We start from the raw sequence: 24,045 nt of genomic DNA, 5'->3' as shown, positions 1-24,045 counted from the left end.
ATCGCTATAAAAAGTGATATCACAATGCTAGACTCGCGTCATCACTCATCCGGTCAGAGAGGTCTCCCATGAACCCCAGCGACGCGCCGGCGACCGGCGTCGAGATGCCCGCTCCTCAGGTGCGGGAGCGCCGCGCGCCGGGCGCCCCCGGCATCCCCGTGCTGCTCGGCTGCCTGGTAGTGGCCGCCGTCGGCGTGATCCTGGCCGTCTCCGGCCTCTCCGCCCCCGCCGGCGGGGCGGGCGCCCTGATCGGCGGCGCGCTGCTCATCGTGGCCGGGGTCGTCGCCGCCTTAGGGCTCACCGTCGTGGCCCCCAACGAGGCGCGGGTCATCCAGTTCCTCGGCCGCTACGTCGGCACCGTGCGCGCCGACGGCCTGCGGTGGGTCAACCCCCTCACCACCCGCAAGCCGATCTCCACGCGCATCCGCAACCACGAGACCACCGTCATGAAGGTCAACGACTTCGACGGCAACCCGATCGAGATCGCCGCCGTCGTCGTCTGGCAGGTCAAGGACACCGCGCGGGCCATGTTCGAGGTCGACGACTTCGTCAGGTTCGTGGCGATCCAGGCCGAGACCGCGGTGCGCCACATCGCCACCAACTACCCCTACGACGCGCACAACGAGGGCCAGCTCTCGCTGCGCGACAACGCCGAGGCGATCACCGAGCAGCTGTCGGTGGAGATCGCCGCCCGGGTGGAGTCCGCCGGGGTGCAGGTCATCGAGTCGCGGTTCACCCACCTGGCCTACGCGTCGGAGATCGCTCAGGCCATGCTGCAGCGCCAGCAGGCCGGAGCCGTGGTGGCCGCCCGCCGGCACATCGTCGAGGGCGCGGTCGGCATGGTCGACCTTGCGCTGCAGCGGCTGGCCGAGCAGGACGTCGTGGACCTGGACGAGGAGCGCAAGGCGGCCATGGTGAGCAACCTGCTGGTGGTGCTGTGCGCCGACCGCTCCACCCAGCCGGTCGTGAACACGGGGACGCTGTACCAGTGACGTTGGGCGGAGTTCGGTGAGCGAGCGGAAGAAGATCCTGCTGCGGCTGGACCCGGCGGTGTACGACGCCCTCGCCCGGTGGGCCGGCGACGAACTGCGCAGCGCCAACGCGCAGATCGAGTTCCTGCTCCGGCGCGCGCTCGCCGAGGCGGGGCGGCTGCCCAAGGACGCCCGCGCCATCCCCCGCAGGGGACGGCCGCGCAAGGACGACGCCGACCAGGAATGACCCGCGGCCCGCTCCGGCGGGCCGCCGCCGTCCCGGCCGGGCGCCTGGCGGCGGCTCCCGGCGGCCCGGGCGAAGCCGGAGCCGTGGGCGGCGCGCAGCCGCGCGAAGACGTCCGCCAGGCCGTCCGGGCCCCCGCCTCGGTCACCCGCCCGGCGGGGAGGGCGAGCCGTCGCGAGCCGTCGCGGACCGGCTTTGGGGCGTTCGCGTCCGCGGTGTGCACGCCGCGACCCGCGGCGCGGCGTGGTCCCTCGTGCAGTGGAGCACGGCGGTGGCGGGCGGCACCACCGCCTTCGGCGAACGCGCCGGTGCCCGGTCCGGTGCCCGTCGCCGCAGCCGGGCCGGGCGCACGGCGTCCGGCCGCCGGGAGGCCGCCGCCCGTGGCCGCCAACGGACGGACCGCCGACCGTTTCCGGACGGATTGCCCGGACGCACCGGCGATGCGGGATGATCGGGGAGCAAGGAGGCAACGGAACATGACAATCGCCCCCACCCCCCACGTCTACCTGACCCGAGCCCTCACCGACGACGCCATCGCCGCCGCGCGAGCACTCGGGTATCCGGTGCTCGTGGGCGATGCGGCCGCGCCGCCCCGCGAGCGCCTGCTGCGGGACGCGGCCGGCGCGGTGGCGGTCGTGTGCACCGCGACCGAACGCGTCGACGCCGAGTTCCTCGACGCCGCGGGGCCCGCGCTCCGGGTCGTGGCCACCACCGCGGCCGGTGACGGCCACATCGACGTCTCCGCCGCCGCCGAGCGCGGGGTGCGCGTCACCAACACCGCCGGCGGACTGACCGAGGCGACCGCGGACCTCACCATGGCGCTCATCCTGGCCACCGCCCGGCTACTCCGCGACGACGACCGGCTACTGCGCGGCGCCGCCGCACGGGAGTGGGGACCGCGCACGCCCGTGGGACCGGACGTCGCCCCCGGCTCGACGCTGGGGATCGTCGGTTACGGCCGGATCGGCCGGGCGGTGGCGCGCCGTGCGGCCGGCCACGGCATGACGGTGATCGCCACGCCGACCGGCTCGCCGCCCACCGGGGAGGACCCTGGCGCGGTCGCCTTCGTGGAACTGCCGGAACTGCTGGAACGCGCCGACGTGGTGACGCTGCACTGCCCCTCCACACCGGCCACCCGCCACCTCGTCGACGCCGCCGCCCTGCGCCGGATGAAACGCACCGCGGTCCTCGTCAGCACCGCCGGTGGCCCGGTCGTGGACCAGGCCGCCCTGGCGGCGGCGCTGCGCGACGGCGAGATCGCCGCCGCCGGGCTGGACGCGCCCGAGGAGGCGCCGGAGATCCACCCCGGGCTGCTGGACGCGGCCAACGCCGTGCTCGCCGCGCACCTGGGCCGCCCCGCCACCGCCGTCCGGGAGCGCAGGTGCGCGCTGGCGGTGGCCGGCGCGGCGGCGGTGCTCGTCGGCGGGGACGCCGGGATCCGGGTGAACTGAGCGTCCGGCTCGGGGCGCCGCCGACCTGTCAGCCCAGCAGCGCGGCGAGGCGGCGCCACTCGGCACGCGGCGGCGCGGAGCCGTCCGCGCCGACGACCTGCAGGGCGACGTGGTCCGCCCCCGCCGCGTGGAACTCCTCGGCGCGGCGGCGGATGCGGGCGTCCTCGCCCCACGCGTAGACGGCGTCGATGAGCCGGTCGCTGCCGCCGTCGGCGAAGTCCTCGTCGGTGAAGCCGAGCCGCCGGAAGTTGTTCGTGTAGTTCGGCAGGGCCAGGTACATGTGCAGGTGCGCCCGGGCGGCGGCGCGGGCGGTACCGGCGTCCGCGGTGAGCACCACCTTCAGGTCGGGCGCGAGCAGCGGGCCGGCGCCGAGGATCTCCCGGGCCTGTGCCGTGTGCTCGGGCGTGACGAGATAGGGGTGGGCGCCGCCGCTGCGGTCACGGGCGAGCTCCAGCATCCGCGGCCCCAGCGCGGCCAGGACCGTGCGCCCGGCCGGGACGCCGGCGCCGGCCAGGGCGTCGAGGTAGCCGACCATGGCGGAGTAGGGCCGCCGGTACTGCGCGGCGAGCCGGGCGTGGCTGGCCCCCAGCCCCAGCAGGAACCGCCCCGGGTGGGCGGCCTCCACCTCGTGGAAGCGCGCGGCGGTGTCGGCGGCCTCGTACTGCCAGATGCTGAGAATCCCGGTGGCGACGGTGAGACGGGACGTGGCCTCGACGAGCGGCACCGCGTCCCCGACCCAGCTGCTGCCCCCGAGCCAGACCGCCCCGAACCCGAGCTCCTCCAGCTCGGCGGCGGCCTCCCCGATCTCGCCACGCCGTGCCGGCTCCCCGGATCCCAGCTGCTGGGTCCAGATCCCGTAACGTCCCAGCTCGTCGCGCAGGTTGGCCATCGTCCGGTCCTCTCACGATCTCCTCGGAACCACCGCTTACCCGCACTCATCAGATCACACCGGTCCCCCGGTCGCGGGGACCGCCGGCACCGGTGTCCGGTGACGCCGGCCACCCCGGGCGGGGCCGGGGCCCGTCCGGTAGGGTGCGGCCCGGCCCGCGCGAACCGCGCGCGGCACCGGTACCTCGTGGGGAAGCACGATGCACGTCCTCGACGACCTGGCCGGGTTCTCCGACCGCGCGCGAGAGCTGCTGACCCGTTCCGCGTGGCGGGATCCCGCCGCCCCGGGCCCGGTCCCGACCGACCTCCTGCGGGTGCCCGCCCGGCACGGGCGGACGGTCCCGGCGCCGACGGAGCTGGTGGTCCGGCGGGAGGCGTTCCGGGCGCGCTACCACGGGCTGCGCTACGAGGTGCGCCGGTCCGCGCTCGCCGGCCGGACCCGCCACGACCTCGTCCGGCGGTGGGAGTTCGACCTGGACGACGGGATCTGGGCCGACCGGCGGGGCTGGTACTTCTCTTGGACCGGTGAACGCGTGTCCAGCCCCGTCCGTTCTCTCGTGCACACCGACGGACGGGTGGGGGTGAGCGACGGCGGGCCGTTCGCCGAGGTGGCTCCGTCGGTGGCCCACATGATCGAGGGGCACGCGCTCATGGACGCGGTGTCGTCCTGGGATCCCTGGCCGGGCGCTCTGGAAGCGTGGGCCCCGACTGCGGCGGGAGTGGCCCTGGCCGACCGCGTCGAGGGCCTCGGTGTGGTGCCCGAGGCGTCCGGGCGCCACGACCGGTGGCTGTGGTCCGACCACGTCGCGGTCCACGAGTTCCGGAGCTGGAGCAGCCTGCGGCCCCGCGTCCGCGCGGTCCAGATGTGGACCCGCGGCGACGAGGGCCGACGGCGGGTCGAGGCGGCCCTGCGCGGGTGACCCGGCCGGCGCGCCCGGCCGCCGGGCGGAATACCGCCGCCACCGGGTCACGGAGTTCAGGAAGTCCCTCGACAGGGCGGATCGTGAGGTCCTCCAGGACGTGCGAGTGCACCTGCTCTGCGGCGACCGCGCCACGCACAGGCCGCGACCAGGCACAAGACGGCCGAGGGGATCCTCGAAGCGCTCGCGGGGTACCGCCGGCGAATCAACGCCCCAGGGGGCTGGCCGAGTTGTTCCGGTGTCTGGTGGGTGTCCGGGCATGCAGAGCGGGCGTCCAAGACCGAGTCGTGACGCACGACCTGGACACCCTCCCCACTCCACTCCACGTCAAGATCGGCGATGGACGGGAGGCGAAGCGGCGCGCGGGCCGCCCGCCACGGCTCACCGACTCGCAGCCGCCGCGCCCGGCCCTGGCCCAGAACCCCGGCCCGGCTTCACCTCTAAGGCCAGCTGGACGCGCTTGGTCCGCGCCCAGCGGATTGATGTTCCCCCACCCGCCCCAACACCCCGGCCATGACGAGCGGCCGCACGCCGCGCTCCCCCTGGTCACGTGGTGCCCGGCCGGCCCGAAGATCGACGAGCGCGAGGTCCTGGCGGCCATGCCGGAAGCAGAACCGCACCTGGCCGCCCGGCGGGGAGGGACCGATCCTGATCGCCGGCCAGGGCTTGGCCTCCCAGCGGGTCGAGGCGGGACTCCCCGCGCGGGGGCTGCGGCCCTCCTTTCGAGCGGGACAGGCCCCGCCCCTGCGAACACCCGCTCACAGCGGTGCGGCAGTCGATCGAGCCGGTCAAAGCCACCCACCCTTGAAGGCCGGCCGACCCGGACCATGACCGTGGCGATCCGGCACGACCACCACACCGGCACACCGGCCACCAGATCCTTGAACGCCTACGACCACTCACCACAAAACAACCACTCGTCTAGCGCACGGTCCGGTCCAGATCGGAGTTGAGCCGGCCGAGCAGCCGGACGAGGTCGCGGCGGTCGGAGTCCGGCCACGCGGCCAGCGCCTCCCGCAGCCGGGCGGCGCGGCCGTGCCGGATGGTGGCGATGCGGGCGCGGCCGGCGGGGGAGGCGGTGAGCAGACTGGACCGGCGGTCCCGCGGGTCGGGGACGGACTCGACCAGGCCCGCCTCGGTGAGGCGGCGCAGGTGGCGGCTCGCGGTGGACTTGTCGAGGTGGAACCGGCGGGCCACCTCGCCGACGCGCATGGGGCGGTCCTCGGTGAGGACGGCCAGCAGGGGATAGGTGTGCCGGTCGACGGCCGGATCGACGTCGCGGTCCAGCAGCCACAGGCCACCGAGCGCCCGGCGCACCAGGAGGGTGGTCTCCCGCTCCAGCGCGTCCATCAGCCCCTGATCCTCCGGGCCGGACGCGGGCGGGACGGCGGGGTCGGCCATGTCCGGATCCTAACCCGCGGCGGCCCCGCCGGGCTCGGGACCGCCGGACTTTGCCATTTGGTTGCATGGCGCAACTAGAGTGGACGTGTCGGGCGCGAGCCGTCCCGATCCGCGGGACGGCCGTCCGGACGGGGAGGAGGCGAACGGACATGTGCGGGATCACCGGGTGGGTGGACTTCGAACGGGACCTCACCCGCGAGGGCGACGCGCTCTCGGCGATGACCGACACCATGGCGTGCCGCGGCCCCGACGCGCGCGGCGTGTGGCTGAGCCCGCACGCGGCGGTGGGGCACCGGCGGCTGTCCATCATCGACCTCGCCGGCGGCGCCCAGCCCATGGCGGACGCCCCGGACGGTGCCGAGGGGGCCGTCCTGACCTACAGCGGCGAGGTGTACAACTACCCGGAGCTGCGCGCCCGGCTCACGGCCCGCGGCCACCACTTCCGCACCGACAGCGACACCGAGGTCGTCCTGCGCGGCTACCTGGAGTGGGGAGAGGACGTCGTCGACCGGCTGAACGGCATGTACGCCTTCGCGGTGTGGGACGCCCGCGCCGAGCGGCTGCTGCTGGTCCGCGACCGTATGGGCATCAAGCCGCTCTTCTACCACCCGACCCCGCACGGCGTCGTGTTCGGCTCCGAACCCAAGGCGCTGCTGGCCAACCCGCTGGTCGACGCCGTGGTCGACGAGGACGGCCTGCGCGAGCTGCTCGGCTTCGTCAAGACCCCGGAGCGTTCGGTGTACCGGGGGATGCACGAGGTGCGGCCCGGCCACGTGGTGCGCGTCGACCGGGACGGCGTCCACCGGCGCCGCTACTGGCGGCTGGAGGCGCGGGAGCACACCGACGACCTCGCCACCACGATCCGCACCGTGCGGGAGCTGCTGGAGGACATCGTCGAGCGCCAGCTCGTCTCCGACGTCCCGCGCTGCACGCTGCTGTCCGGCGGGCTGGACTCCTCCGCACTGACCGCGCTGGCCGCCGGGCGGCTGCGCGCGGCGGGCGCGGAGCGGGTCCGCTCCTTCGCGGTCGACTTCGTCGGCTACGCCGAGCACTTCCACCCGGATCCGTTACGCGACACCCCGGACGCGCCCTACGTGCGGGAGCTCAGCCGCCATGTCGGCGCCGACCACACCGACATCGTGCTGTCCTCGGGCGACCTCACCGACCAGGGCGCCCGCGCCGCGGTGCTGCGGGGCAACGACGCCCCCGTGGCCATCGGGGACATGTACACCTCGCTGTATCTGCTGTTCCGTGCGATCCGCGAGCGCTCCACGGTGGCGCTGTCCGGCGAATCGGCCGACGAGGTGTTCGGCGGGTACCGCCAGTTCCACGACCCCGAGGCCGTCAACGCCGACACCTTCCCCTGGCTGGCGGTCGCCGGTCCGCGCCGGGGCGGTGCGCCATGGCTCGCCCCCGAGGTGGCCCGTCGGCTGGACCTGCCCGGGTACCGGGAGGCGGCCTACCGCGCGGCGCTGGCCGAGGTGCCGCACGTGCCGGGCGTCAGCGCGGGGGAGCGGCGGATGCGGGAGATCTGCTACCTGCACCTGACCCGGTTCGTGCAGATCCTGCTCGATCGTAAGGACCGCATGAGCATGGCCAACGGCCTGGAGGTGCGCGTCCCGTTCTGCGACCACCGCCTGGTGCAGTACGTCTTCAACACGCCCTGGGCCATGAAGAGCTTCGACGGCCGGGAGAAGAGCCTGCTGCGCGCCGCCACCCGCGACCTGCTGCCCGCCTCGATCGCCGACCGGCGCAAGAGTCCCTATCCGAGCACCCAGGACCCGCTGTACGACCGGGCGCTGCGCAAGGAACTGGCCGGGGTCCTCGGCGACCCCGACGCACCGGTCCGCCCGCTACTCGACGTCGGCCGGGCCCGGGACCTGCTCACCGAGTCGGGGGACGCCGAGACCGAGCGGCGGGCCCGCGCGGGGGTGGAGATGATCCTCGGCCTGGACGCCTGGCTGCGCCGGTACCGGCCGGAGCTGCGGCTGGGCGGCTGACCGCATTCCCGGTCGCGCTCGCCGTCTCGTTTTCTTCCGCCGCCGACGTGAGGGGCTGCGCGCGAGGGCATCGACGGCTCCAGGCACTCGGCGGCTCGCCGCTCAGCATTCCCGGTCGCGCTCGCCGTCTCGCTTTCTTCCGCCGCCGGCGCGGAGGGCTGCGCAGGGGCGTCGGCGGCTCCGGGCACTCGGCGGCTCGCCGCTGCGCGGTCGGCCGCCCGGGTGTCCGGGTGTCCGGGGGCGCGGCGCGCCCCCGGACACCGCCTCTCACGACTGCGGACGCAGCGCGATCGGGCCGGTGAGCGGCTGGACGTCCCGCGCGTTGTGCTCGGGGAACACCGCGTCGAGGTCGCCGATGGCGCCGGGGGAGGCGGTCACCGTCTCGGCGAACACCGCCCAGTTGACGCCGCCGGTGAACGGCGAGGTGGTCAGCGAGCCGGTGTAGCGGTAGGACGAGAGGTCCTCCGGCAGCAGCGCGCGCAGGTCGACGCCGGCACGCTCGCTGTCCGGACCGCACTCGGCTGGCGGGTCGGCGAGGACGGTGTCCACCTCGGACGGTGCGCCCTGCTCGATCCGGACGCCGAGCACCAGCAGCTCGCCATCGGCGGCCTGGTGCACGAGGTGCTGCTCGACCGGGGTGGCGTCGCCGTCGACCAGGTGCTCCGACGGCGTGTGGAAGTGCAGCTGCTGGAGTTCGAATTCCTTCCCGCCGACCGTCACGCTCGCCGCGCCGTGCGGCACGTGGGCCTCGATGGTCTCCTCGGGGTCCCGCGTGGTGCAGCCCTCGGGGTCGTCGGCGTCCTTGCGGATGTACTCGACGGTGACGGTGGTCGCCTCGGGGTAGTCGATCTCCAGCGCCGGCAGGGACGCGTCGACCGGGACGTCGGCGGTGGGGATGTCGATCGGGCTCTGCTGCCCGGTGCCGGCGAGTGCCGGCCCGGCGGCGAGGGCCAGCACTCCCGCGGACAGGGCGGACAGGGCGAGCGGCATGGAACGCATGCGTGCCTTTCGCGTACGAAACGGCCTCGCACTACTCCAGGTACAGGGGATGTGGGGTGGTATGACGCTTCCACGGCGAGGTGTCCTGGTTTGGGACGCCGAGAAGCTTAAGGGGACATTGTGAAAGCTTTAAAGCTTTTTTAAGGCGGTTCCGTGACCGAATCCGGACAAGGTGGGGTGAGTCGCACCGGGTGGGCGTGTCACCCGGTCCCCGAACAGCGAACTCCCCGGTGCCCAGGGGACGGGCACCGGGGAGCGCGACCTCCGGCGGGCCGGAGATCAGGAGCGCACCGGGGGGATCAGCCCCGGGTCAGGGTCAGGCCGTACTGGCTCAGGATCGGGTTCACCGGCTGGAAGTAGGTGGTCCCGCCGGAGGAGCAGTTGCCCGAACCGCCGGAGGTGACACCCTGGGCCTGCGAACCGCTCAGCCAGGAGCCACCCGAGTCGCCCGGCTCCGCACAGGCGTTGGTCCGGGTGAGACCGGACACCGAGCCCTGCGGGTAGACGACCGTCTGGTTCTTGGCCTGCACCGTGCCGCACCGCCAGCCGGTGGTCGAGCCGGAGCGGCAGATCGAGGCGCCCACGGCCGACTCGGTCGAGCCGGTCACGGTGACCGTTCCGCCGTTGTACCGGTTCACCAGCGGGCTGCTGGTCCAGTTGCTGGTGGCCCGCACCCAGCCCATGTCGCGGCCGGGGAACGAGGAACCGGCGACGGTGCCCGTGCCGGTGCTGTCGGCGCTGCGCGTCGAGGCGCCGACGCTGCCGCAGTGCCCGGCGGTCACGAACCCGCCGGTGACCGCGAACCCGATGGAACACCGGCTGCCGCTGCCGATGTAGTAGGCGTCGCCGCCGCGGATGGTGGCGAACGTCTGCGGCTGCTCCGAGCTCTCCTCGACGCGGACCATGTCGGCGTCCACGCCGGCCTCGGCGATCAGGTCATCGGCCGCCGCGGTCGCGCCCTCGCGGACGGTCATGACCACGGTGTCGTCCATCAGGTCGACGTACCAGCCGGTCACTCCGGCCTCGGCGTCCGGAACGTTGGAGTTCAGCTCCTCGACGACCTGGTCGAGCGCGGGCTCGCCGTGCGCGACGACCCGCGGGACGGCGCCGGCCTCGCGGACGGCGTCCGCCGCGGCGCGGTCGGTCACCGAGACGGTGAGCTCACCGGTCTCGATGTCGAACACCGCGCCGGCGAACTCGTCGCCGAGGGTCTCACGCACGTCCTGCTCCAGGGTGCGCGCCTGCTCCTCCTGCTGCAGCAGGCTGGTCACTTCGGAGGTGGACAGGCCGAGGTCGCGCTCCATGGCCTCGACCTGCTCGGGGGAACTGGCCAGCGTCTGAGGGTCGGCCGACGCGGCGGGGGCGGCCGCGATGGCCAGTCCGAAGGCGACGGCGCCAACGCCGAACGCCCGGAATACGGGGGATTTACGCACGTTCCCTGCTCCTTGCTGGTGTGAATGAACAAGGGGGACCGACACCCAGCCGGCATCGGTGTCGCATCCACGGGTCAACGCGTCCTTGTGGGAGGGGCGCCGACCACGTTTACCGCAGCAACCGGTAAACGATTCGCAACTATAAGTCAGTGGCGACGTTTGGCAACAGGGCGGTCACTAACTGAAATGACGGATGAATCATTGGAAGATCCGAATTCCAGTGATCCGTTGAAGAATGAGAGTCATGCGTCATACGGAACAACCTTGCGTTTTGTCGGAATCAGCGGCGCCGGCTAGCGTGCCGCGGTCCGCCGGGCAAGGGGTGGGGGTGGCCGGATTCGGTCACTTCGCAGCGCGTTGACGGGCGCGTTCGGTGACGCTGCGAAATCCCCGGCCGCGCATCCCGGCCGCCGGGCGCCCCGTTCGCGGGGCCGCCACGAATCCGGGAGCCTTTTCCGGGCCGCCGGTCCCGCGGAGATGGAAATCGGCGCGGCCTTTTCCCGGTGTGCGCCGGCCACCGGGCGGACGGTGATTCGCACGGAGAATCCCTCCGGAGGGACGGAGTTCGCAAGGAGGAATCGGGGTGAACCGTCGCCATTGGTATTCCCGGTGCGGTGCCAAATGGAAACCCACGGATTCTGTTATGTGCGGATTCCGGGTTTTCCGGTGGTGTGGTGGCAGAACACGGAAAAACGTTTTCCGGTACCCGACCTAAAAGGGGGTGTCCCGAACGCGACGCGTTCGTGACACCCCCGCAGGGCGGCCGGCCTCAGCAGACGCCGGTACTCTCCGTGCTCCCCGAACCCGCGAGCCGGCCCGGCAACCGGCCGTTCGCGTGCGGAATCTCCACCGGCCCCTCCCCGGCGGGCAGGAACTCCTGCGACACCGGGTCGAGGATCTGCACCTGTGCGGTCGGAATGTCGTAGTACATGCCGACCAGTTCCAGGCGGCCGGCCGCGACGCGCTCGCGGACCACCGGGTAGCTCATCAGGTTCGCGAGCTGCTGCACGACGTTGTCCTTGCTCACCCGGTGCCAGGCCGCCTCGCGCTCCGAGGGCCCGTCCGTCGGCGACGCGGCGCCGGTGTGGTCCCGGCCGCTCAGCTCCAGCCAGGACCGTACGCCGCCGGGGGCCGAGCCGGCGTCCATCAGCGCCGCCGCCGCACCGCACCGCGAGTGGCCGCACACCGCGATCGAGCGGACCTCCAGCACCTCCACCGCGTACTCGATCGCGGCGAGCATCCCGTCGTCGGCGCACGGCTCACGGTAGGCCGGAACGATGTTGCCGACGTTGCGGACCGTGAACAGGTCGCCCGGGCCGCTCGCCGTGATGAGGTTCGGCACGATCCGGGAGTCCGCGCAGGTCACCAGCAGCGTGTGCGGGCGCTGCCGGTCGGTGAGCGCGGCCATGACCGGGCGGATGCGCGGCGCCATGGTCGCCTCGTAGTCGCGCGCGCCCGAGATGAGCAGCCCCGAGGCCAGCGACGGCTGGCCGCCGTTCGCGGCGGGATCGCCGCCGCGCGGCCGCAGCCAGCGGCCCACCGGTGGCACCGGGGTCTTGCGCCGCGGCGGCTCCCCGGTGACCGTGCTCTCGTACCAGTCCTCGTGCAGTTCGTCGATGTCCACCCGGCCGCCGGTGCGCTCGTGCGCGATCCGCCAGGAGTGGATGGCGTCGAAGGCGGCGTTGTCCATGAAGTCCACGTGCAGGTCGAGGTCGACGTGCACACCGGCGGGGATGGTGGCCAGCGCGCTGGACACCCGCGGCACCGCCAGGAAGGTCAGCGACCCCTCGATCACGGCGTGGTAGACGTTGCCGGCCGACTGGATGCGCACCGTCGACCGGGTGAGCCGGCGCAGCGCGGAGACCAGCGCCAGGGCCAGGCCCACCAGCACGCCCTCCATGAGGCCGAGGGCGACCACGCCCACCAGCGTGACCACATAGATGTGCCGCTCCCGGTGCGCGCGCAGGCCGCGGATGTGCGCGACGTCGACCATCTTCATCCCGGTGAAGACGAGCAGGCCGGCCAGCGCCGCCATGGGGATGAACTCGATCAGCGCCGAGAGCGTGGCGACGAACACCACCACCCACACGCCGTGCAGGACCGCCGAGACCGGCGTGCGGGCGCCCGCCTGCACGTTCGCGGTGCTGCGCACGATGACACCGGCCACCGGCAGTCCGCCGAGCGTTCCGGAGAGGACGTTGGCCGCGCCCTGCCCGACCAGCTCACGGTCCAGCCGGACCCGGCGCCCGGTGTGCATGCGGTCCACCGCGACGGCGCACAGCAGCGACTCCACGCTGGCGACCAGCGCGATCACGGCCACGCCCGTCGCGACACCGGCGTAGTCGCTTTCCGGGAGCACCGGAGCGAAGCCGATCCCCTCGGACAGGGCGGGCAGGCTGACGCGCTCGACGTCCAGACCGGCCAGCACGCTGACCACGGTCGCGGCGGTGATGGCCACCAGCGGCGCGGGAACGCGCCGGATCGGCAGCCGCCGCCAGTCCGGCAGCCACGCCCAGAGGAGCAGCAGCACGATGGTGAGGACACCGACCGCGACCGAGGCCGTGTGGTTGTTGAGGATCTGGCCCGGCAGTTCGCGCAGGTTCGCGACCGGTGAGCTCTGGGCGGCGCCGCCCAGGACGACGTGCACCTGGGCCAGTGTGATGGTGACGCCGATGCCGGCGAGCATGCCGTGCACGACGGCGGGGGAGACGGCCAGCGCGGCGCGGGCGATGCGCAGCGAGCCGAGCAGGATCTGCACCACGCCGGCGAGCGCGGTGATGAGGCAGGTGACGGCCCAGCCGTAGCTGGCCACGAGTTCGGCGACGATGATGGTCAGGCCGGCGGCCGGGCCGCTGACCTGCACCATCGACCCGCCCATCATTCCGGCGACGATCCCGCCGACGGCGGCGGCGATGAGGCCGGCCACCAGCGGGGCGTCCGAGGCCACCGCGATGCCCAGGGAGAGCGGGACGGCCACCAGGAAGACCACAAGGGAGGCGGGCACGTCGTGCCGCAGGTATCCGCGCAGTCGTTCCGCGGGGCCCGGCGGCGCGTGGCCGCCCCGGGCCGTGGTCGTCTCATCTGTGCGCATGGAACTCCAAAACCGCGTCGAAGAGTCTGACAGAGGCGTTGGGGGATTCGCGACAGATGGTAACCATTCGCGGACGGATCTTTCCGGTTCCGGATCGCCGGTCCGTTAAGGCGCCGTTAAATGGGGAAATTTTTTGGAGTTCTGGTCATTATGGTCACGGATCGGGGCGGAAGGGCCGGTGTCCGGCCCGATGATGGTGGGCTGTTCGGGTGGACCGTCCGGCACCTCGGCTGTTCTGCGGTGATGGCTGGGAGGCGGTAGTGGCATTTCTGGGGCGTTGCGGAGAATGTCGAGATCGCCAGTTTTCGGGAATTTGTAGGGGGTCGCGGCTTATGTAGCTACGGACTGAACGCCGTTCACTCCGCGAATGTGGGATCGGCCACTTAGCGCAGAATTAACCGTGGCCGTGTCGGGCCGGGCCACCCGGTTCGGCGCCCGGCCGTCCTGGAGCGGGCCGGACCGCGCCGCGGCCGACGTGCCGGCCGAGGCGCGCGCGTTCGCCGCGGCCGGCGCCGGGCACGTGGCCGTGTGGTTCGGCCCCCTCGACGGGTTCGCCGACCGGATGGCGGCGTTCGCCCGGACCGCCGGGGCCGCGGCTGAGAAGCCGCCGCCGCGCCCCGGGGGAGCACACGCGGATTCGCGCGGTTCCACCACGCGCGCGGCAAGATTTCCCCGAATCACGGCAAAGTCGATGTTTGGCGGGCCGCGGCCGGGTAGGGGATCGGCGAGCGGAGAACACGCCGCCGGTCGAGGTGTCTCCCGGCTCCGCGTGGACGCTCTCACCCCGCTTGGGGGAGCGGGGACGAAGGTTCTGGGGGGAGCCTTCGCGGAGTGGCCGCTCACGCGGGGCCCGCCGAGTGCGGGCCCCGCCGTCGTTCCGGGACGAGGCACCGACAACGGGCACCGGACGCGGTCAAGGGACCCGGCACCGGGCGTGCGGCACCCGTCCGAGGGCGGGAACCGAGGAGGAATCCAGATGAAGATCCGGGACCGGGCCGTCCACACGGCCCACGAGCTCAGGGACAAGGTCAAGGAGGCCGCCGACCGGGCGCGGCACGCCGCCGAGAGCGGGACCGAACGCGCGGGTGGCAAGGAGAAGGGCGAGCGGGCCGAGCACGGCGTCCTGGACACCCTTGCCAGGCGGTACGGCGACTGGAAGCGGGCCCGCCGGGAGCACTGAGCGCGATCCGGCCGGGGGCGGCGCGCACCCGCCGCGCCGCCCCCGGCCGCGCGGCTACCGGGCGCCGGTCTCCTCGGCGGCGGTGGCCGGGGAGACCGGCTCGCCGCGGCGCGCCCAGTAGGCCGCCACCAGCGCGCCGGACAGGTTGTGCCACACCGAGAACAGCGCCGCGGGCAGCGCGGCCAGCGGCGCGAAGTGCACGGTCGCGAGGGTGGCCGCGAGCCCGGAGTTCTGCATCCCCACCTCGACCCCCACCGCGCGGCGGGCCGACTCGGGCAGCCGGAACAGCCGGGCCGTCCAGTAGCCGAGCACCAGACCGGTGCCGTTGTGCAGCACCACCGCCAGCGCGAGCAGCGGCCCCGTGCTCAGCACCGCGTCGGCGTTGCCGCCCACCACGGCCGCCACCACCAGCACGATGCCGCCCACCGAGATCAGCGGCAGTACCGGGAGCACCCGGTCCACCCAGGTGCGCGCCACGGCGCGCACCACCACTCCGGCCAGCACCGGCAGCAGCACCACCTGCAGGATCGAGACCAGCAGCGCGCCGGCGTCCACGGGCAGCGTCGACCCGGCCAGCCAGAGCACCAGGAGCGGCGTCAACAGCGGGGCGAGCAGCGTCGAGATCGAGGTCATCGCCACCGACAGCGCCACGTCCCCGCGCGCCAGGTAGACGATGACGTTGGACGCGGTACCGCCCGGCGCCGCGCCCACCAGCACCATTCCGACCAGCAGCAACGGCGGCAGCTGCAGCAGGTGGCCCACCGCGAACCCGGCCAGCGGCATCACCAGGAACTGCGCCGCGACGCCGATCAGCACGGCCTGCGGCCGGCGGAGCACGATCGCGAAGTCCGACGCCCGCAGCGTCAGCCCCATCCCGAACATGATCACGCCGAGCAGCAGCGACACGTAGGGAGCGAGCAGCGCAGCCTGTGCCGGCACGGCCAGACCCGCCGCCGCCCCCAGCAGGATGAGCACCGCGAACCAGCGCCCCGCGAACGCGGCGATCCGCACCACGATCGTGCCCAATGTCGGCTCCTTTCCCCGAATTCCCCCGAAAACGTGTTCCGCGGCCGTCGGGGCCGGCCCCGCGCCGCACCGCCGCTCCGGCCGGGCCCGGCCGAGATCGCCGCCGACCACGATGCCAGGTCACGCGCGCGGGCGTACGCGCGGCCTCCCCGAACGCAACCGCGACCCGCGGCGGCGACCGGACGTTGCCCCGATCATGAGCATCGCTTGGTCGTCACCCGCGGCCGCCCGAGGAACGATGGGCTCACCGGTCATTCCCGTACCGGCGAATTCCGGGTCGACGTGCCACCGGACGAGGTGAGTGCGTACACTGGCTGCCAATCACCGGGGCCTCTGTCACCACGGGGCGCATCGTCCCAGGCCCGCGCCCGTGTCCGCCCGCTCCGCACGGTGCCTCGCCGACTTCGACAGCCCGGCCAGCATGCCGACCACGCGGAGGTGGATCGTGTCCGTTGATCCCCGAGAGTCCCACCAGCCCCGCTCGCCCCAGGGCTCGCGCATCGACCCCTACGTCGGTGCCTACGCAGCCCGAGCCGCAGGGATGGTGGCCTCGGAGGTCCGGGCACTGTTCGCGGTGGCCTCCCGCCCCGAGATCGTCTCGCTCGCCGGCGGCATGCCCAACGTCAGCGCGCTGCCCATGGAGGAGATCGGCGACATCGTCCGGCGGGTCCTCGCCGAACGCGGCGCCATGGCCCTGCAGTACGGGTCGGCGCAGGGCGACCCGGTGCTGCGCGAGCAGATCTGCGACGTGATGAGCCTGGAGGGCATCACCGCCAGCGCCGACGATGTCATCGTCACCGTCGGCTCCCAGCAGGCGCTCGACCTCGTCACCCGGGTCTTCGTCGACCCCGGTGACGTCGTGCTCGCCGAGGCGCCCACCTACGTGACCGCCATCAACACCTTCGCCGCCTTCCAGGCCGACATCGTGCACGTGCCCATGGACGAGGACGGCGTGCTCCCCGAGGCGCTGGAGGAGCGCATCACCGCGCTGGCCGCCGCGGGCCGCCGGGTGAAGTTCTTCTACACCGTGCCGAACTTCCAGAACCCGGCCGGCGTCACCATGAACGCCGAGCGGCGCGGCCGGGTGCTGGAGATCTGCCGCCGGCACAACCTGCTCGTGCTGGAGGACAACCCCTACGGCCTGCTCCGCTACGAGGGCGAGCCGCTGCCCGCACTGCGCGCCGAGGCCCCCGACAACGTCATCTACCTCGGCTCCTTCTCCAAGACCCTGTCACCCGGATTCCGCATCGGGTGGGCCCTCGCGCCGTCCTCGGTCCGCGCCAAGCTGGTGCTCGCCGCCGAGTCGGCCATGCTCAGCCACTCCTCCTTCAACCAGATGGTGGTGGGCGCCTACCTGGCCAGCCATCCGTGGCGGGAACAGGTCAAGGGCTTCAACGAGATGTACCGGGAACGGCGCGACGCCATGCTCGCCGCCCTGGAGGCGATGATGCCGGCCGGCACCACCTGGACCCGGCCCGCCGGCGGCTTCTTCGTCTGGGCCACCCTCCCCGAGGGACTCGACGCCAAGTCCATGCTGCCGCGCGCCGTCAGCCAGCGGGTCGCCTACGTGCCGGGCACCGGCTTCTACGCCACCGACGACGGGCACCGCAACATGCGGCTGTCGTTCTGCTATCCGACCCCGGAGCAGATCCGCGAGGGCGTGCGCCGTCTCGTGGGCGTCATCGAGGCCGAGACGAAGCTGCGTGATACCTTCGGCACCGCGTCCCCGCCACCCACCCCCGGCGGCGACGCGCCCGGTCCCGACCTGCCGTAGCTGCGGGACACGGCGTGAACACAGCAGAACAGACGGAGGACCGAACCGTGGGCGATCTCGACCGCGTGCTCGTGCTGGCCGGGGGCATCTCGCCCGAGCACGAGGTGTCCCTGCGCTCGGGCCGCCGGGTCGCCGAGGCGCTGCGCCGCCTCGACATCGAGGTACAGGTGGCCGACGCCGACGCCGCGCTGCTCGCCACCCTCGCCGCGGACCCGCCTCAGGTGGTGTTCCCCGTCCTGCACGGCGCGGCCGGCGAGGACGGCGCCATCCGGGAGATCCTGGAGCTGGCGGGCGTCCCCTACGTGGGGGCGCCCCCGCACGCCTGCCGGGTGGCCTACGCCAAGCCCACCGCCAAGGCACTGGTCGCCGAGCAGGGCCTGGCGGTGCCGCGCGGCGTCACCCTGCCCAAGTCGGTCTTCCACGACCTCGGCGCCCCGGCGCTGCTGGACCGGATCGTCGCCGCGCTCGGCCTGCCGCTGTTCGTCAAGCCCGACCAGGGCGGGTCGGCGTTCGGCGCCACCTCGGTCGACAGCGCCGAGGCGCTGCCGGCCGCGCTGGTGAGCTGCTTCGCCTACAGCGACACCGCCATCATCGAGGAGCGCGTGGCCGGCACCGAGATCGCGGTCGGAGTGCTCGATCTCGGCGACGGCCCCTTCGCCCTGCCGGCCGTGGAGATCGTTCCCGACGGCGGGGTCTACGACTACGCCGCCCGCTACACCGCCGGCCGCACCGAGTTCTTCAGCCCCGCCCGCCTGGACCCCGCCACCGCCGCCGCGGCGGCCGAGGCCGCCATCACCGCGCACAGCGCCCTGGGCCTGCGCGACCTCTCACGCACCGACCTGATCGTCGACCCCGGCGGCCGGGTGCGGTTCCTGGAGGTCAACGTCGCCCCGGGCATGACGGAGACCTCCACCCTGCCGCTCGCGGTGGAGGCCGCCGGTCTCGACTTCGCCGTCGTGTGCCGCGAGCTGGCACACCGGGCGCTGCTGCGCGGCTGACGTCAGGGCGCGGCCGCCCGCCCACCTGACGCGGGCCGCCGCCGCACCGGAGGTTCCGCACCTCGTCCCGCGCCCCGCGCCGGCCTCGAACGGGAGGCCCACGCGCCGGCGCGGGCGCGGTGGAGCGGCGGGGCCCCTCACTCCCGCTCGATGCCGAGGATGTCCTCCGGCCGCACCGGGACCCGGTTCAGCGGCCTGCCGGTCGCCGCGCGCACCGCGGCCACGATCGCCGGGGTCGACGACAGCGTCGGCGGCTCGCCCGCGCCGCGCAGGCCGTAGGGCGCTTCGGGGTCCGGGTGTTCCAGGACCTCGATCCGCATCGGCGGGACGTCCAGGATGGTGGGGATCAGGTAGTCGGTGAACGACGGGTTGCGGATCACGCTGCCGCTGACCTGGATCTCCTCCATGAGCGCCAGCCCCAGCCCCTGCGCCGCGCCGCCCTGGATCTGGCCGGCGAGCTGCAGCGGGTGCAGCACCCGGCCGACGTCCTGCACGGCGTCCAGCGCCACCACCTTGACCAGGCCGAGCTCGACGTCCACGTCCACCACCGCGCGGTGCACGCACATCCCGAACTGGGTGTGCGAGGCGCCCTGGCCGGTGGTGGGGTCGAGCATCTCGGTGCGGCGGTGACGGAACTCGCGGGTCTCCTCGATCACCGTGGCGCCCAGCAGGTCGCTCAGCGACACCAGCGCGCCGCCGGTGGCCGATACCACCTTGCCGCCGGCCAGGCCGAGCAGCTCGCCGGGGTGGTCCCGCTCCACCAGCCCCGCCGCCCGCGCCAGCTCGAACACCCGCTCGCGGACCGCCAGACACGCGGCGCGCACCGCCCCGCCCGTCATGTAGGACTGCCGGGAGGCCGAGGAGGAGCCGGCGGAGCCGACCCGGGTGTCGGACGGCACGATCGTCACCCGCTGCACGCCCAGCTCGGTGCGCGCGATCTGGCCCTTCAGGGTGACGAGTCCCTGCCCCACCTCCGCGGCCGCGGTGTGCACCTGCACGGCCGGCTCGCCGCCGACCACCTCCAGGCGGACCCGCGCGGTGGAATGGTCGTCGAACCCCTCGGAGAAGCACAGGTTCTTCAGTCCGACGCCGTAGCCCACCCCGCGCCGCACGCCCTCGCCACGGCTGGTGTTGGCCACCCCGCCCGGCAGCGTCCGCGGATCGGGCCGCCCCGTGGGGCCGGTGCGGTCCGCGGGCATCGGCATGTCGCGGATCCGGCGCAGCATGTCGGCCATCGGCAGGGGCGCGTCGATGCGCTGGCCGGTGATGAGGCGCGACCCCTGCGACATCGCGTTGCGGACCCGCAGCTCGACCGGGTCCAGGCCGAGTTCGGCGGCCAGCCGGTCCATCTGCGACTCGTAGCCGAAGCACGCCTGCACCGCACCGAAGCCGCGCATCGCCCCGCACGGCGGGTTGGTGGTGTACACGCCGTAGGCGTCCACCCGGGCGTTCGGGATCTCGTAGGGCCCCAGGCCGAGGGACGAGGCCACCCCGACCACCGCCGCGGTCGTGGAGGCGTAGGCGCCGCCGTCGAGCACGATCTCCGCCGCGGCGTACATGAGCCGGCCGTCCCGGGTCGCGCCGTGCTCGTAGCGCAGCGTCGCCGGATGCCGGTGCACGTGCCCGTGGAACGACTCCTCCCGGTTGTACACGATCTTCACGGGGCGGCCGGTGCGCAACGCCAGCATGCAGGCGTGCACCTGCATCGACATGTCCTCGCGGGCGCCGAACGCGCCGCCCACTCCGGCCAGGGTGAGCCGCACCTTGTCCGCGGGCAGCCCGAGGCACGGCGCGATCTGGCTCTGGTCGGCGTGCAGCCACTGGGTGGCGATGTACAGGTCCACCCCACCGTCCTCGGCCGGCACCGCCAGTCCCGACTCCGGCCCGAGGAACGCCTGGTCCTGCATGCCCACCCGGTACTCGCCGGTGACCACGACGTCGGCCAGCCGGCGCACCTCGGCCAGCGAGGCGCCCTCGGCGAACGCGCCGGTGCGGATCGGCTGGTGGCGCACCCGGTTGCCCGACCGGCGGTGCTGCGGGGGCGCCGGGGGCAGCCGCTCGCCGGCCTCGTGCACGAGCGGGCACCCCGGGTCGAAGGCGGCCAGCCGCGGGTCGTCCACCGGCTCCAGCACCTCGTAGTCGACCCGGATGCGCTCCAGGGCCCGGCGCGCCGTCTCCGGGTGATCGGCGGCGACGATGGCCACCGGCTCGCCCCGGTAGCGGACCTTGCCGAACGCCAGCACCGGCTGGTCCCGGTACTCCAGGCCGTAGCGTTTCTCGCCGGGCACGTCCTCGTGGGTCAGCACCGCGTGCACGCCCGGCAGGTGCACCGCCTCGGTGACGTCGATGCCGTGGATACGGGCGTGCGGGTGCGGGCTGCGCAGCGTCGCGCCCCACAGCATGTCGTCCGTCCACATGTCGGAGGAGTAGGCGAACTCGCCGGTGACCTTCAGCGTGCCGTCCGGCCGGCGCGGGCTGGCGCCCAGCCCGTCCGGGACGGTGGTGGACAGGCCGGTGAGGCGGCGGATCGTCGTGGGCGGCGGGGACGTGCTCATCGGCGGTCCGCCTCCCGCGCCAGCGCGCGGTGCGCCCGGCGGCCGGCCGCTGCCGCCGCGTCGGCGGCGACGGTCCGCAGCTCGCCGCGCTCGACGACGGTGCGCCCGCCCACCAGGAGCCGCTCCAGCGGCGGTGTCGGCCCGAACACCAGTGCCACCACCGGGTCGGCGAGGACGTCGTGCCCGAACCCGTCCACCCGCCACAGCGCGACGTCGGCCAGCTTGCCGACCTCCAGGCTGCCCAGCTCGGCCTGCCGGCCCAGGCAGCGGGCGCCGCCCAGGGTGGCCATCTCCAGTGCCTGCCGGGCGCTCAGCGCGCGAGGTCCCCGCCGTGCCCGCGCCATGAGCAGCGCCTGGTGCGCCTCGCCGGCCAGCGGGGTCAGCTCGCTGGACCCCGGCCCGTCCACGCCGAGGCCGACCGCCACGCCGGCCGCCAGCAGTTCGGTGACCCGGGCGATGCCGGCGCCGAGCCGGGCGTTGGAGGTGGGGCAGTGCGCCACCCCGGTTCCGGTGGCGGCGAGCCGGGCGATGGCGGTGTCGGACAGGTGGACAGCGTGCGCCAGCCACACGTCGGGCCCCAGCCAGCCGAGCTTCTCGGCGTACTCCACCGGAGTGCAGCCGAACTCGGCCCGGCACAGCTCCTCCTCGTCGATGGTCTCGGCGAGGTGGGTGTGCATGCGCACGCCGAGCGCGCGCGCCAGCGTGGCCGCTCCGGTCATCAGCTCGCGGGTGACCGAGAACGGCGAGCACGGGGCGACCGCCAGCCGGGTCATCGAGTCGAAGCCCGGGTCGTGGTGCGCCTCGATCGCCGCCGCCGTGGCCGCCAGGGCCTCGTCGGTCCCCTCCACGACCGCGTCCGGCGGCAGGCCGTCGCCGGACGCTCCCCGGTCCATGGAGCCGCGGGCGAGGTCCAGCCGGACGCCGACCGCGCGGGCCGCGGCGACCTCCGCCGCGACGATGTCACCGGGTTCGCCCGGGAACACGTAGTGGTGGTCCGAGGCCGTGGTGCACCCCGAGAGCGCAAGCCACGCCAGGCCGGCGGTCGTGGTGCCGGCCACCACCTCGGCGTCCAGGCGTGTCCACACCGGGTAGGAGGCGAGCAGCCAGTCGAACAGCGTGCCGTCGGGGGCCAGCCCCTGGGTGGCCCACTGGTAGAGGTGGTGGTGGGTGTTGACCAGGCCGGGCGTGGCCAGGCAGCCGGTGCCGTCCACCCGGTGCGCCCCGGCGATCTCGGGGGCCGGGCCCGGGCCGACCGCCGTGATCCGGCCGTCCTCGACCACGATGTGGCCGCTCGGGTGCTCGGGGCCGCCGACGGTCGCCACGTGGGCGCCGTCGATGATGAGGGGGGTGTCGGTTCGTGGGGTCATCGCGCCTCCTCGGGGGCCGGGCGGCCCCGCTCGGTCCACTCCGCGGCCAGCCGTACCGCGTCGATGATCTTCTCGTACCCCGTGCACCGGCACAGGTTGCCGGCCAGTGCCTCGCGGATCTCCGCGTCCGAGGGCGCTCCCGCGCCCGCCCCGACCGTGCGCCGCAGCAGGTCCTCGGTCTGCACCAGCAGCCCCGGTGTGCAGAAGCCGCACTGCACGGCACCGGCCGCCACGAACGCCTCCTGCACGTCGCTCAGCGCGGGCTCGCCGTCCGCGCCGTCGGTGGCCAGCCCCTCGACCGTGCGCACCGAGCGGCCGTGCGCCTGCCCGGCGGCGACCAGGCACGCGCAGACCGTCACATCGTCCAGGAACACCGTGCAGGAGCCGCACTCGCCCTGCTCGCACGCGTTCTTGCTGCCGGGCAGGCCGAGCCGTTCCCGCAGCACGTACAGCAGGCTCTCGCCCTCCCACACGTCGTCGGCGCTCACCCGGCGGCCGTTGACCGTCATCGTCACTCGCACGCCGCGATCTCCTTCCGGTAGTCGGCCGCGGCCCACCCGAGGGTGCGCCGGGCCAGTACGGACAGCGCGTGCCGCCGGTAGGCGGCGCTGCCCCGGACGTCGTCGATGGGACGCGCCGCCGCGGCCACCAGCTCGCCGAACCGCCGCGCGACGGCCGGCGACGGCGCCCCGCCGCCCGACCAGTCGAACTCCGCGGCCAGGAACTCCTCCGCCTGCGGGGCGCGCAGCGGGACGGGCCCGGCCGACCCGATCCCGGTGCCCACGGTGCGCCGGCCGGCGTCCAGCGCCAGCGCGAACGAGGTGACCGCGATCACCATGGCGTTGCGGGTGCCGATCTTGGCGAACTGCTGCGGACCGGCGGGCGCGGGCAGCAGGACCGCCGTGATCAGCTCGTCGTCGCGGCGGGCGGTGCGGCGTGGGCCGAGGTAGAAGTCGCGGGCAGGGACCCGCCGCACCCCGTGGACCGAGGCCAGCTCCACCTCCGCGTCGGTGGCGAGCAGCGGCGGGTGGGCGTCTCCGGCGGGCGAGGCGCCGCCCAGGTTGCCGCCGACCGACCCGCGGTTGCGGATCTGCGGCGAGGCCACCGTGCGGGCGGCCAGCGCCAGCGCGGGAGCGTGCCCGGCCAGCTCGCCGACGATCACCGCGTAGGGCACGCCCGCGCCCAGCCGCAGCCGGTCGCCGTCGGGCCGCCACGCGCGCAGCTCCGGGACGCGGGTCAGGTCGAGCAGGGCCGGGGGACGCCGGCGGCCGAAGTTGAGCTCCACCATCACGTCGGTGCCGCCCATGATCGGCACCGCCTCGGGGTGGGCGCTCCGGGCCGCCAGTGCCTCCCGCAGGGTGGTGGGCGTCAGGAATTCCATCGGCGGCCCAACGCGGGGACTTCCGGCTTCCCGCTGCGCGGAAGCGCTTCTCTCGACGGCTGCCTTGTCCGCGCCTTCCGTCCCGCCGGGCGGGGCCGGTCCGCTGCGCGGAGCCCCGGCCCCTGACGTGGGACGCCCGTGGCTGTGTGCGTGGGTGGAGTCACACTCGTCCTCGTTGGTCACCGGGACGCCGAGGAAACGCCCCGCGATGAGACTTGGCCGGTTGTTGGTGTCGACGTGGAGGTTGCGTGACATCCAACCCCGCCGCCGCGGACCCGGCCAGCTCACGAAGACATGAAGTCGGCGCGCTGCCGGGCCCGCCGGTTCGTGCTTTCCTCCAAGCCGGGGCGTGGGCTAACGTGTCCG

At 74.0% G+C, this 24,045-nt stretch carries 18 protein-coding genes; 8 read left to right on the top strand and 10 right to left on the bottom strand.

From position 1 onward, the window contains the following. The first annotated feature begins 68 nt into the window (after positions 1-68). From ACFQRF_RS25450 to ACFQRF_RS25440, 3 genes are all read left to right on the top strand, one after another. Positions 69-992 (top strand): SPFH domain-containing protein, encoded by a 924-nt coding sequence (locus ACFQRF_RS25450; protein WP_379873729.1) that lies wholly within the window; start codon positions 69-71, stop codon positions 990-992. A 16-nt stretch (positions 993-1,008) separates the two neighbouring features. Beyond that, positions 1,009-1,218 carry a type II toxin-antitoxin system antitoxin gene (locus ACFQRF_RS25445; protein ID WP_379873728.1) on the top strand — a complete coding sequence of 70 codons (210 nt, stop codon included), beginning with the start codon at positions 1,009-1,011 and terminating at the stop codon, positions 1,216-1,218. Between the two features lie 473 nt (positions 1,219-1,691). Next, entirely contained in the window at positions 1,692-2,666 is a 975-nt protein-coding gene (locus tag ACFQRF_RS25440; RefSeq protein ID WP_379873727.1) for an NAD(P)-dependent oxidoreductase, read from the top strand. 28 nt (positions 2,667-2,694) lie between these two features. On the opposite strand, the gene ACFQRF_RS25435 is transcribed toward ACFQRF_RS25440, so the two are convergent. Further along, positions 2,695-3,555 carry an LLM class F420-dependent oxidoreductase gene (locus tag ACFQRF_RS25435; RefSeq protein ID WP_379873726.1) on the bottom strand — a complete coding sequence of 287 codons (861 nt, stop codon included), beginning with the start codon at positions 3,553-3,555 and terminating at the stop codon, positions 2,695-2,697. Positions 3,556-3,754: 199 nt separating this feature from the next. Here ACFQRF_RS25435 and ACFQRF_RS25430 point away from each other — a divergent pair, with 199 nt between their 5' ends. Beyond that, positions 3,755-4,474, top strand: coding sequence for a hypothetical protein (locus ACFQRF_RS25430; RefSeq protein WP_379873725.1), 720 nt, complete (start codon positions 3,755-3,757; stop codon positions 4,472-4,474). A 921-nt stretch (positions 4,475-5,395) separates the two neighbouring features. On the opposite strand, the gene ACFQRF_RS25425 is transcribed toward ACFQRF_RS25430, so the two are convergent. Beyond that, positions 5,396-5,875, bottom strand: a complete 480-nt coding sequence (locus ACFQRF_RS25425; protein ID WP_379873724.1) for a MarR family winged helix-turn-helix transcriptional regulator — start codon at positions 5,873-5,875, stop codon at positions 5,396-5,398. 149 nt (positions 5,876-6,024) lie between these two features. Here ACFQRF_RS25425 and asnB point away from each other — a divergent pair, with 149 nt between their 5' ends. Then, complete coding sequence (asnB, locus tag ACFQRF_RS25420; RefSeq protein WP_379873723.1) at positions 6,025-7,875, top strand: asparagine synthase (glutamine-hydrolyzing); 1,851 nt, start codon at positions 6,025-6,027, stop codon at positions 7,873-7,875. A gap of 267 nt (positions 7,876-8,142) precedes the next feature. On the opposite strand, the gene ACFQRF_RS25415 is transcribed toward asnB, so the two are convergent. The 3 genes from ACFQRF_RS25415 to ACFQRF_RS25405 form a co-directional block, all read right to left on the bottom strand. Next, a complete protein-coding gene (locus ACFQRF_RS25415) occupies positions 8,143-8,874 on the bottom strand; it encodes a carbonic anhydrase family protein (protein ID WP_379873722.1) in 732 nt (243 codons plus the stop codon). Between the two features lie 299 nt (positions 8,875-9,173). Then, positions 9,174-10,307, bottom strand: a complete 1,134-nt coding sequence (locus tag ACFQRF_RS25410) for a S1 family peptidase (RefSeq protein ID WP_379873721.1) — start codon at positions 10,305-10,307, stop codon at positions 9,174-9,176. Between the two features lie 769 nt (positions 10,308-11,076). After that, a complete protein-coding gene (locus tag ACFQRF_RS25405; protein ID WP_379873720.1) occupies positions 11,077-13,398 on the bottom strand; it encodes a SulP family inorganic anion transporter in 2,322 nt (773 codons plus the stop codon). Between the two features lie 976 nt (positions 13,399-14,374). Here ACFQRF_RS25405 and ACFQRF_RS25400 point away from each other — a divergent pair. Then, entirely contained in the window at positions 14,375-14,578 is a 204-nt protein-coding gene (locus tag ACFQRF_RS25400; RefSeq protein ID WP_379873719.1) for a hypothetical protein, read from the top strand. A 54-nt stretch (positions 14,579-14,632) separates the two neighbouring features. On the opposite strand, the gene ACFQRF_RS25395 is transcribed toward ACFQRF_RS25400, so the two are convergent. Further along, the gene (locus tag ACFQRF_RS25395) at positions 14,633-15,604 is read right to left on the bottom strand and encodes a bile acid:sodium symporter family protein (RefSeq protein ID WP_379873718.1); all 972 of its coding nucleotides are present in this window, start codon (positions 15,602-15,604) and stop codon (positions 14,633-14,635) included. A gap of 445 nt (positions 15,605-16,049) precedes the next feature. Here ACFQRF_RS25395 and ACFQRF_RS25390 point away from each other — a divergent pair, with 445 nt between their 5' ends. Both ACFQRF_RS25390 and ACFQRF_RS25385 read left to right on the top strand, forming a co-directional pair. Further along, positions 16,050-17,378, top strand: coding sequence for an aminotransferase-like domain-containing protein (locus ACFQRF_RS25390; RefSeq protein ID WP_379873717.1), 1,329 nt, complete (start codon positions 16,050-16,052; stop codon positions 17,376-17,378). A 47-nt stretch (positions 17,379-17,425) separates the two neighbouring features. Then, positions 17,426-18,376, top strand: coding sequence for a D-alanine--D-alanine ligase family protein (locus tag ACFQRF_RS25385; RefSeq protein ID WP_379873716.1), 951 nt, complete (start codon positions 17,426-17,428; stop codon positions 18,374-18,376). Between the two features lie 137 nt (positions 18,377-18,513). Here ACFQRF_RS25385 and pucD read toward each other — a convergent pair whose 3' ends face one another. The 4 genes from pucD to ACFQRF_RS25365 are packed head-to-tail and all read right to left on the bottom strand — an operon-like array spanning position 18,514 to position 23,679. After that, positions 18,514-20,931 (bottom strand): xanthine dehydrogenase subunit D, encoded by a 2,418-nt coding sequence (pucD, locus tag ACFQRF_RS25380; RefSeq protein ID WP_379873715.1) that lies wholly within the window; start codon positions 20,929-20,931, stop codon positions 18,514-18,516. Further along, a complete protein-coding gene (locus tag ACFQRF_RS25375) occupies positions 20,928-22,298 on the bottom strand; it encodes an 8-oxoguanine deaminase (RefSeq protein WP_379873714.1) in 1,371 nt (456 codons plus the stop codon). Before ACFQRF_RS25375 ends, pucD begins: the two co-directional genes overlap by 4 nt. Continuing rightward, positions 22,295-22,819, bottom strand: a complete 525-nt coding sequence (locus ACFQRF_RS25370) for a (2Fe-2S)-binding protein (protein ID WP_379873713.1) — start codon at positions 22,817-22,819, stop codon at positions 22,295-22,297. The genes ACFQRF_RS25375 and ACFQRF_RS25370 overlap by 4 nt, the downstream gene beginning before the upstream one ends. Beyond that, positions 22,810-23,679: an FAD binding domain-containing protein gene (locus ACFQRF_RS25365; protein ID WP_379873712.1), complete on the bottom strand. Its 870-nt coding sequence runs from the start codon at positions 23,677-23,679 to the stop codon at positions 22,810-22,812. Before ACFQRF_RS25365 ends, ACFQRF_RS25370 begins: the two co-directional genes overlap by 10 nt. Positions 23,680-24,045: the final 366 nt, after the last annotated feature.

Source organism: Marinactinospora rubrisoli (assembly GCF_042664915.1).
GTDB lineage: Bacteria > Actinomycetota > Actinomycetes > Streptosporangiales > Streptosporangiaceae > Marinitenerispora > Marinitenerispora rubrisoli.
The sequence above is the reverse complement of the archived record's forward strand: the minus strand, read 5'-3'. Positions and strand labels throughout refer to the sequence as shown.

Excerpts from the sequence above, each read along its gene's own strand:
- ACFQRF_RS25450 (WP_379873729.1), top strand. The coding sequence starts at position 69 with ATGAACCCCAGCGACGCGCCGGCGACCGGCGTCGAGATGCCCGCTCCT.
- ACFQRF_RS25440 (WP_379873727.1), top strand. The coding sequence starts at position 1,692 with ATGACAATCGCCCCCACCCCCCACGTCTACCTGACCCGAGCCCTCACC.
- ACFQRF_RS25435 (WP_379873726.1), bottom strand. The coding sequence starts at position 3,555 with ATGGCCAACCTGCGCGACGAGCTGGGACGTTACGGGATCTGGACCCAG.
- ACFQRF_RS25430 (WP_379873725.1), top strand. The coding sequence starts at position 3,755 with ATGCACGTCCTCGACGACCTGGCCGGGTTCTCCGACCGCGCGCGAGAG.
- ACFQRF_RS25425 (WP_379873724.1), bottom strand. The coding sequence starts at position 5,875 with ATGGCCGACCCCGCCGTCCCGCCCGCGTCCGGCCCGGAGGATCAGGGG.
- asnB (WP_379873723.1), top strand. The coding sequence starts at position 6,025 with ATGTGCGGGATCACCGGGTGGGTGGACTTCGAACGGGACCTCACCCGC.
- ACFQRF_RS25415 (WP_379873722.1), bottom strand. The coding sequence starts at position 8,874 with ATGCGTTCCATGCCGCTCGCCCTGTCCGCCCTGTCCGCGGGAGTGCTG.
- ACFQRF_RS25405 (WP_379873720.1), bottom strand. The coding sequence starts at position 13,398 with ATGCGCACAGATGAGACGACCACGGCCCGGGGCGGCCACGCGCCGCCG.
- ACFQRF_RS25400 (WP_379873719.1), top strand. The coding sequence starts at position 14,375 with ATGAAGATCCGGGACCGGGCCGTCCACACGGCCCACGAGCTCAGGGAC.
- pucD (WP_379873715.1), bottom strand. The coding sequence starts at position 20,931 with ATGAGCACGTCCCCGCCGCCCACGACGATCCGCCGCCTCACCGGCCTG.
- ACFQRF_RS25375 (WP_379873714.1), bottom strand. The coding sequence starts at position 22,298 with ATGACCCCACGAACCGACACCCCCCTCATCATCGACGGCGCCCACGTG.
- ACFQRF_RS25365 (WP_379873712.1), bottom strand. The coding sequence starts at position 23,679 with ATGGAATTCCTGACGCCCACCACCCTGCGGGAGGCACTGGCGGCCCGG.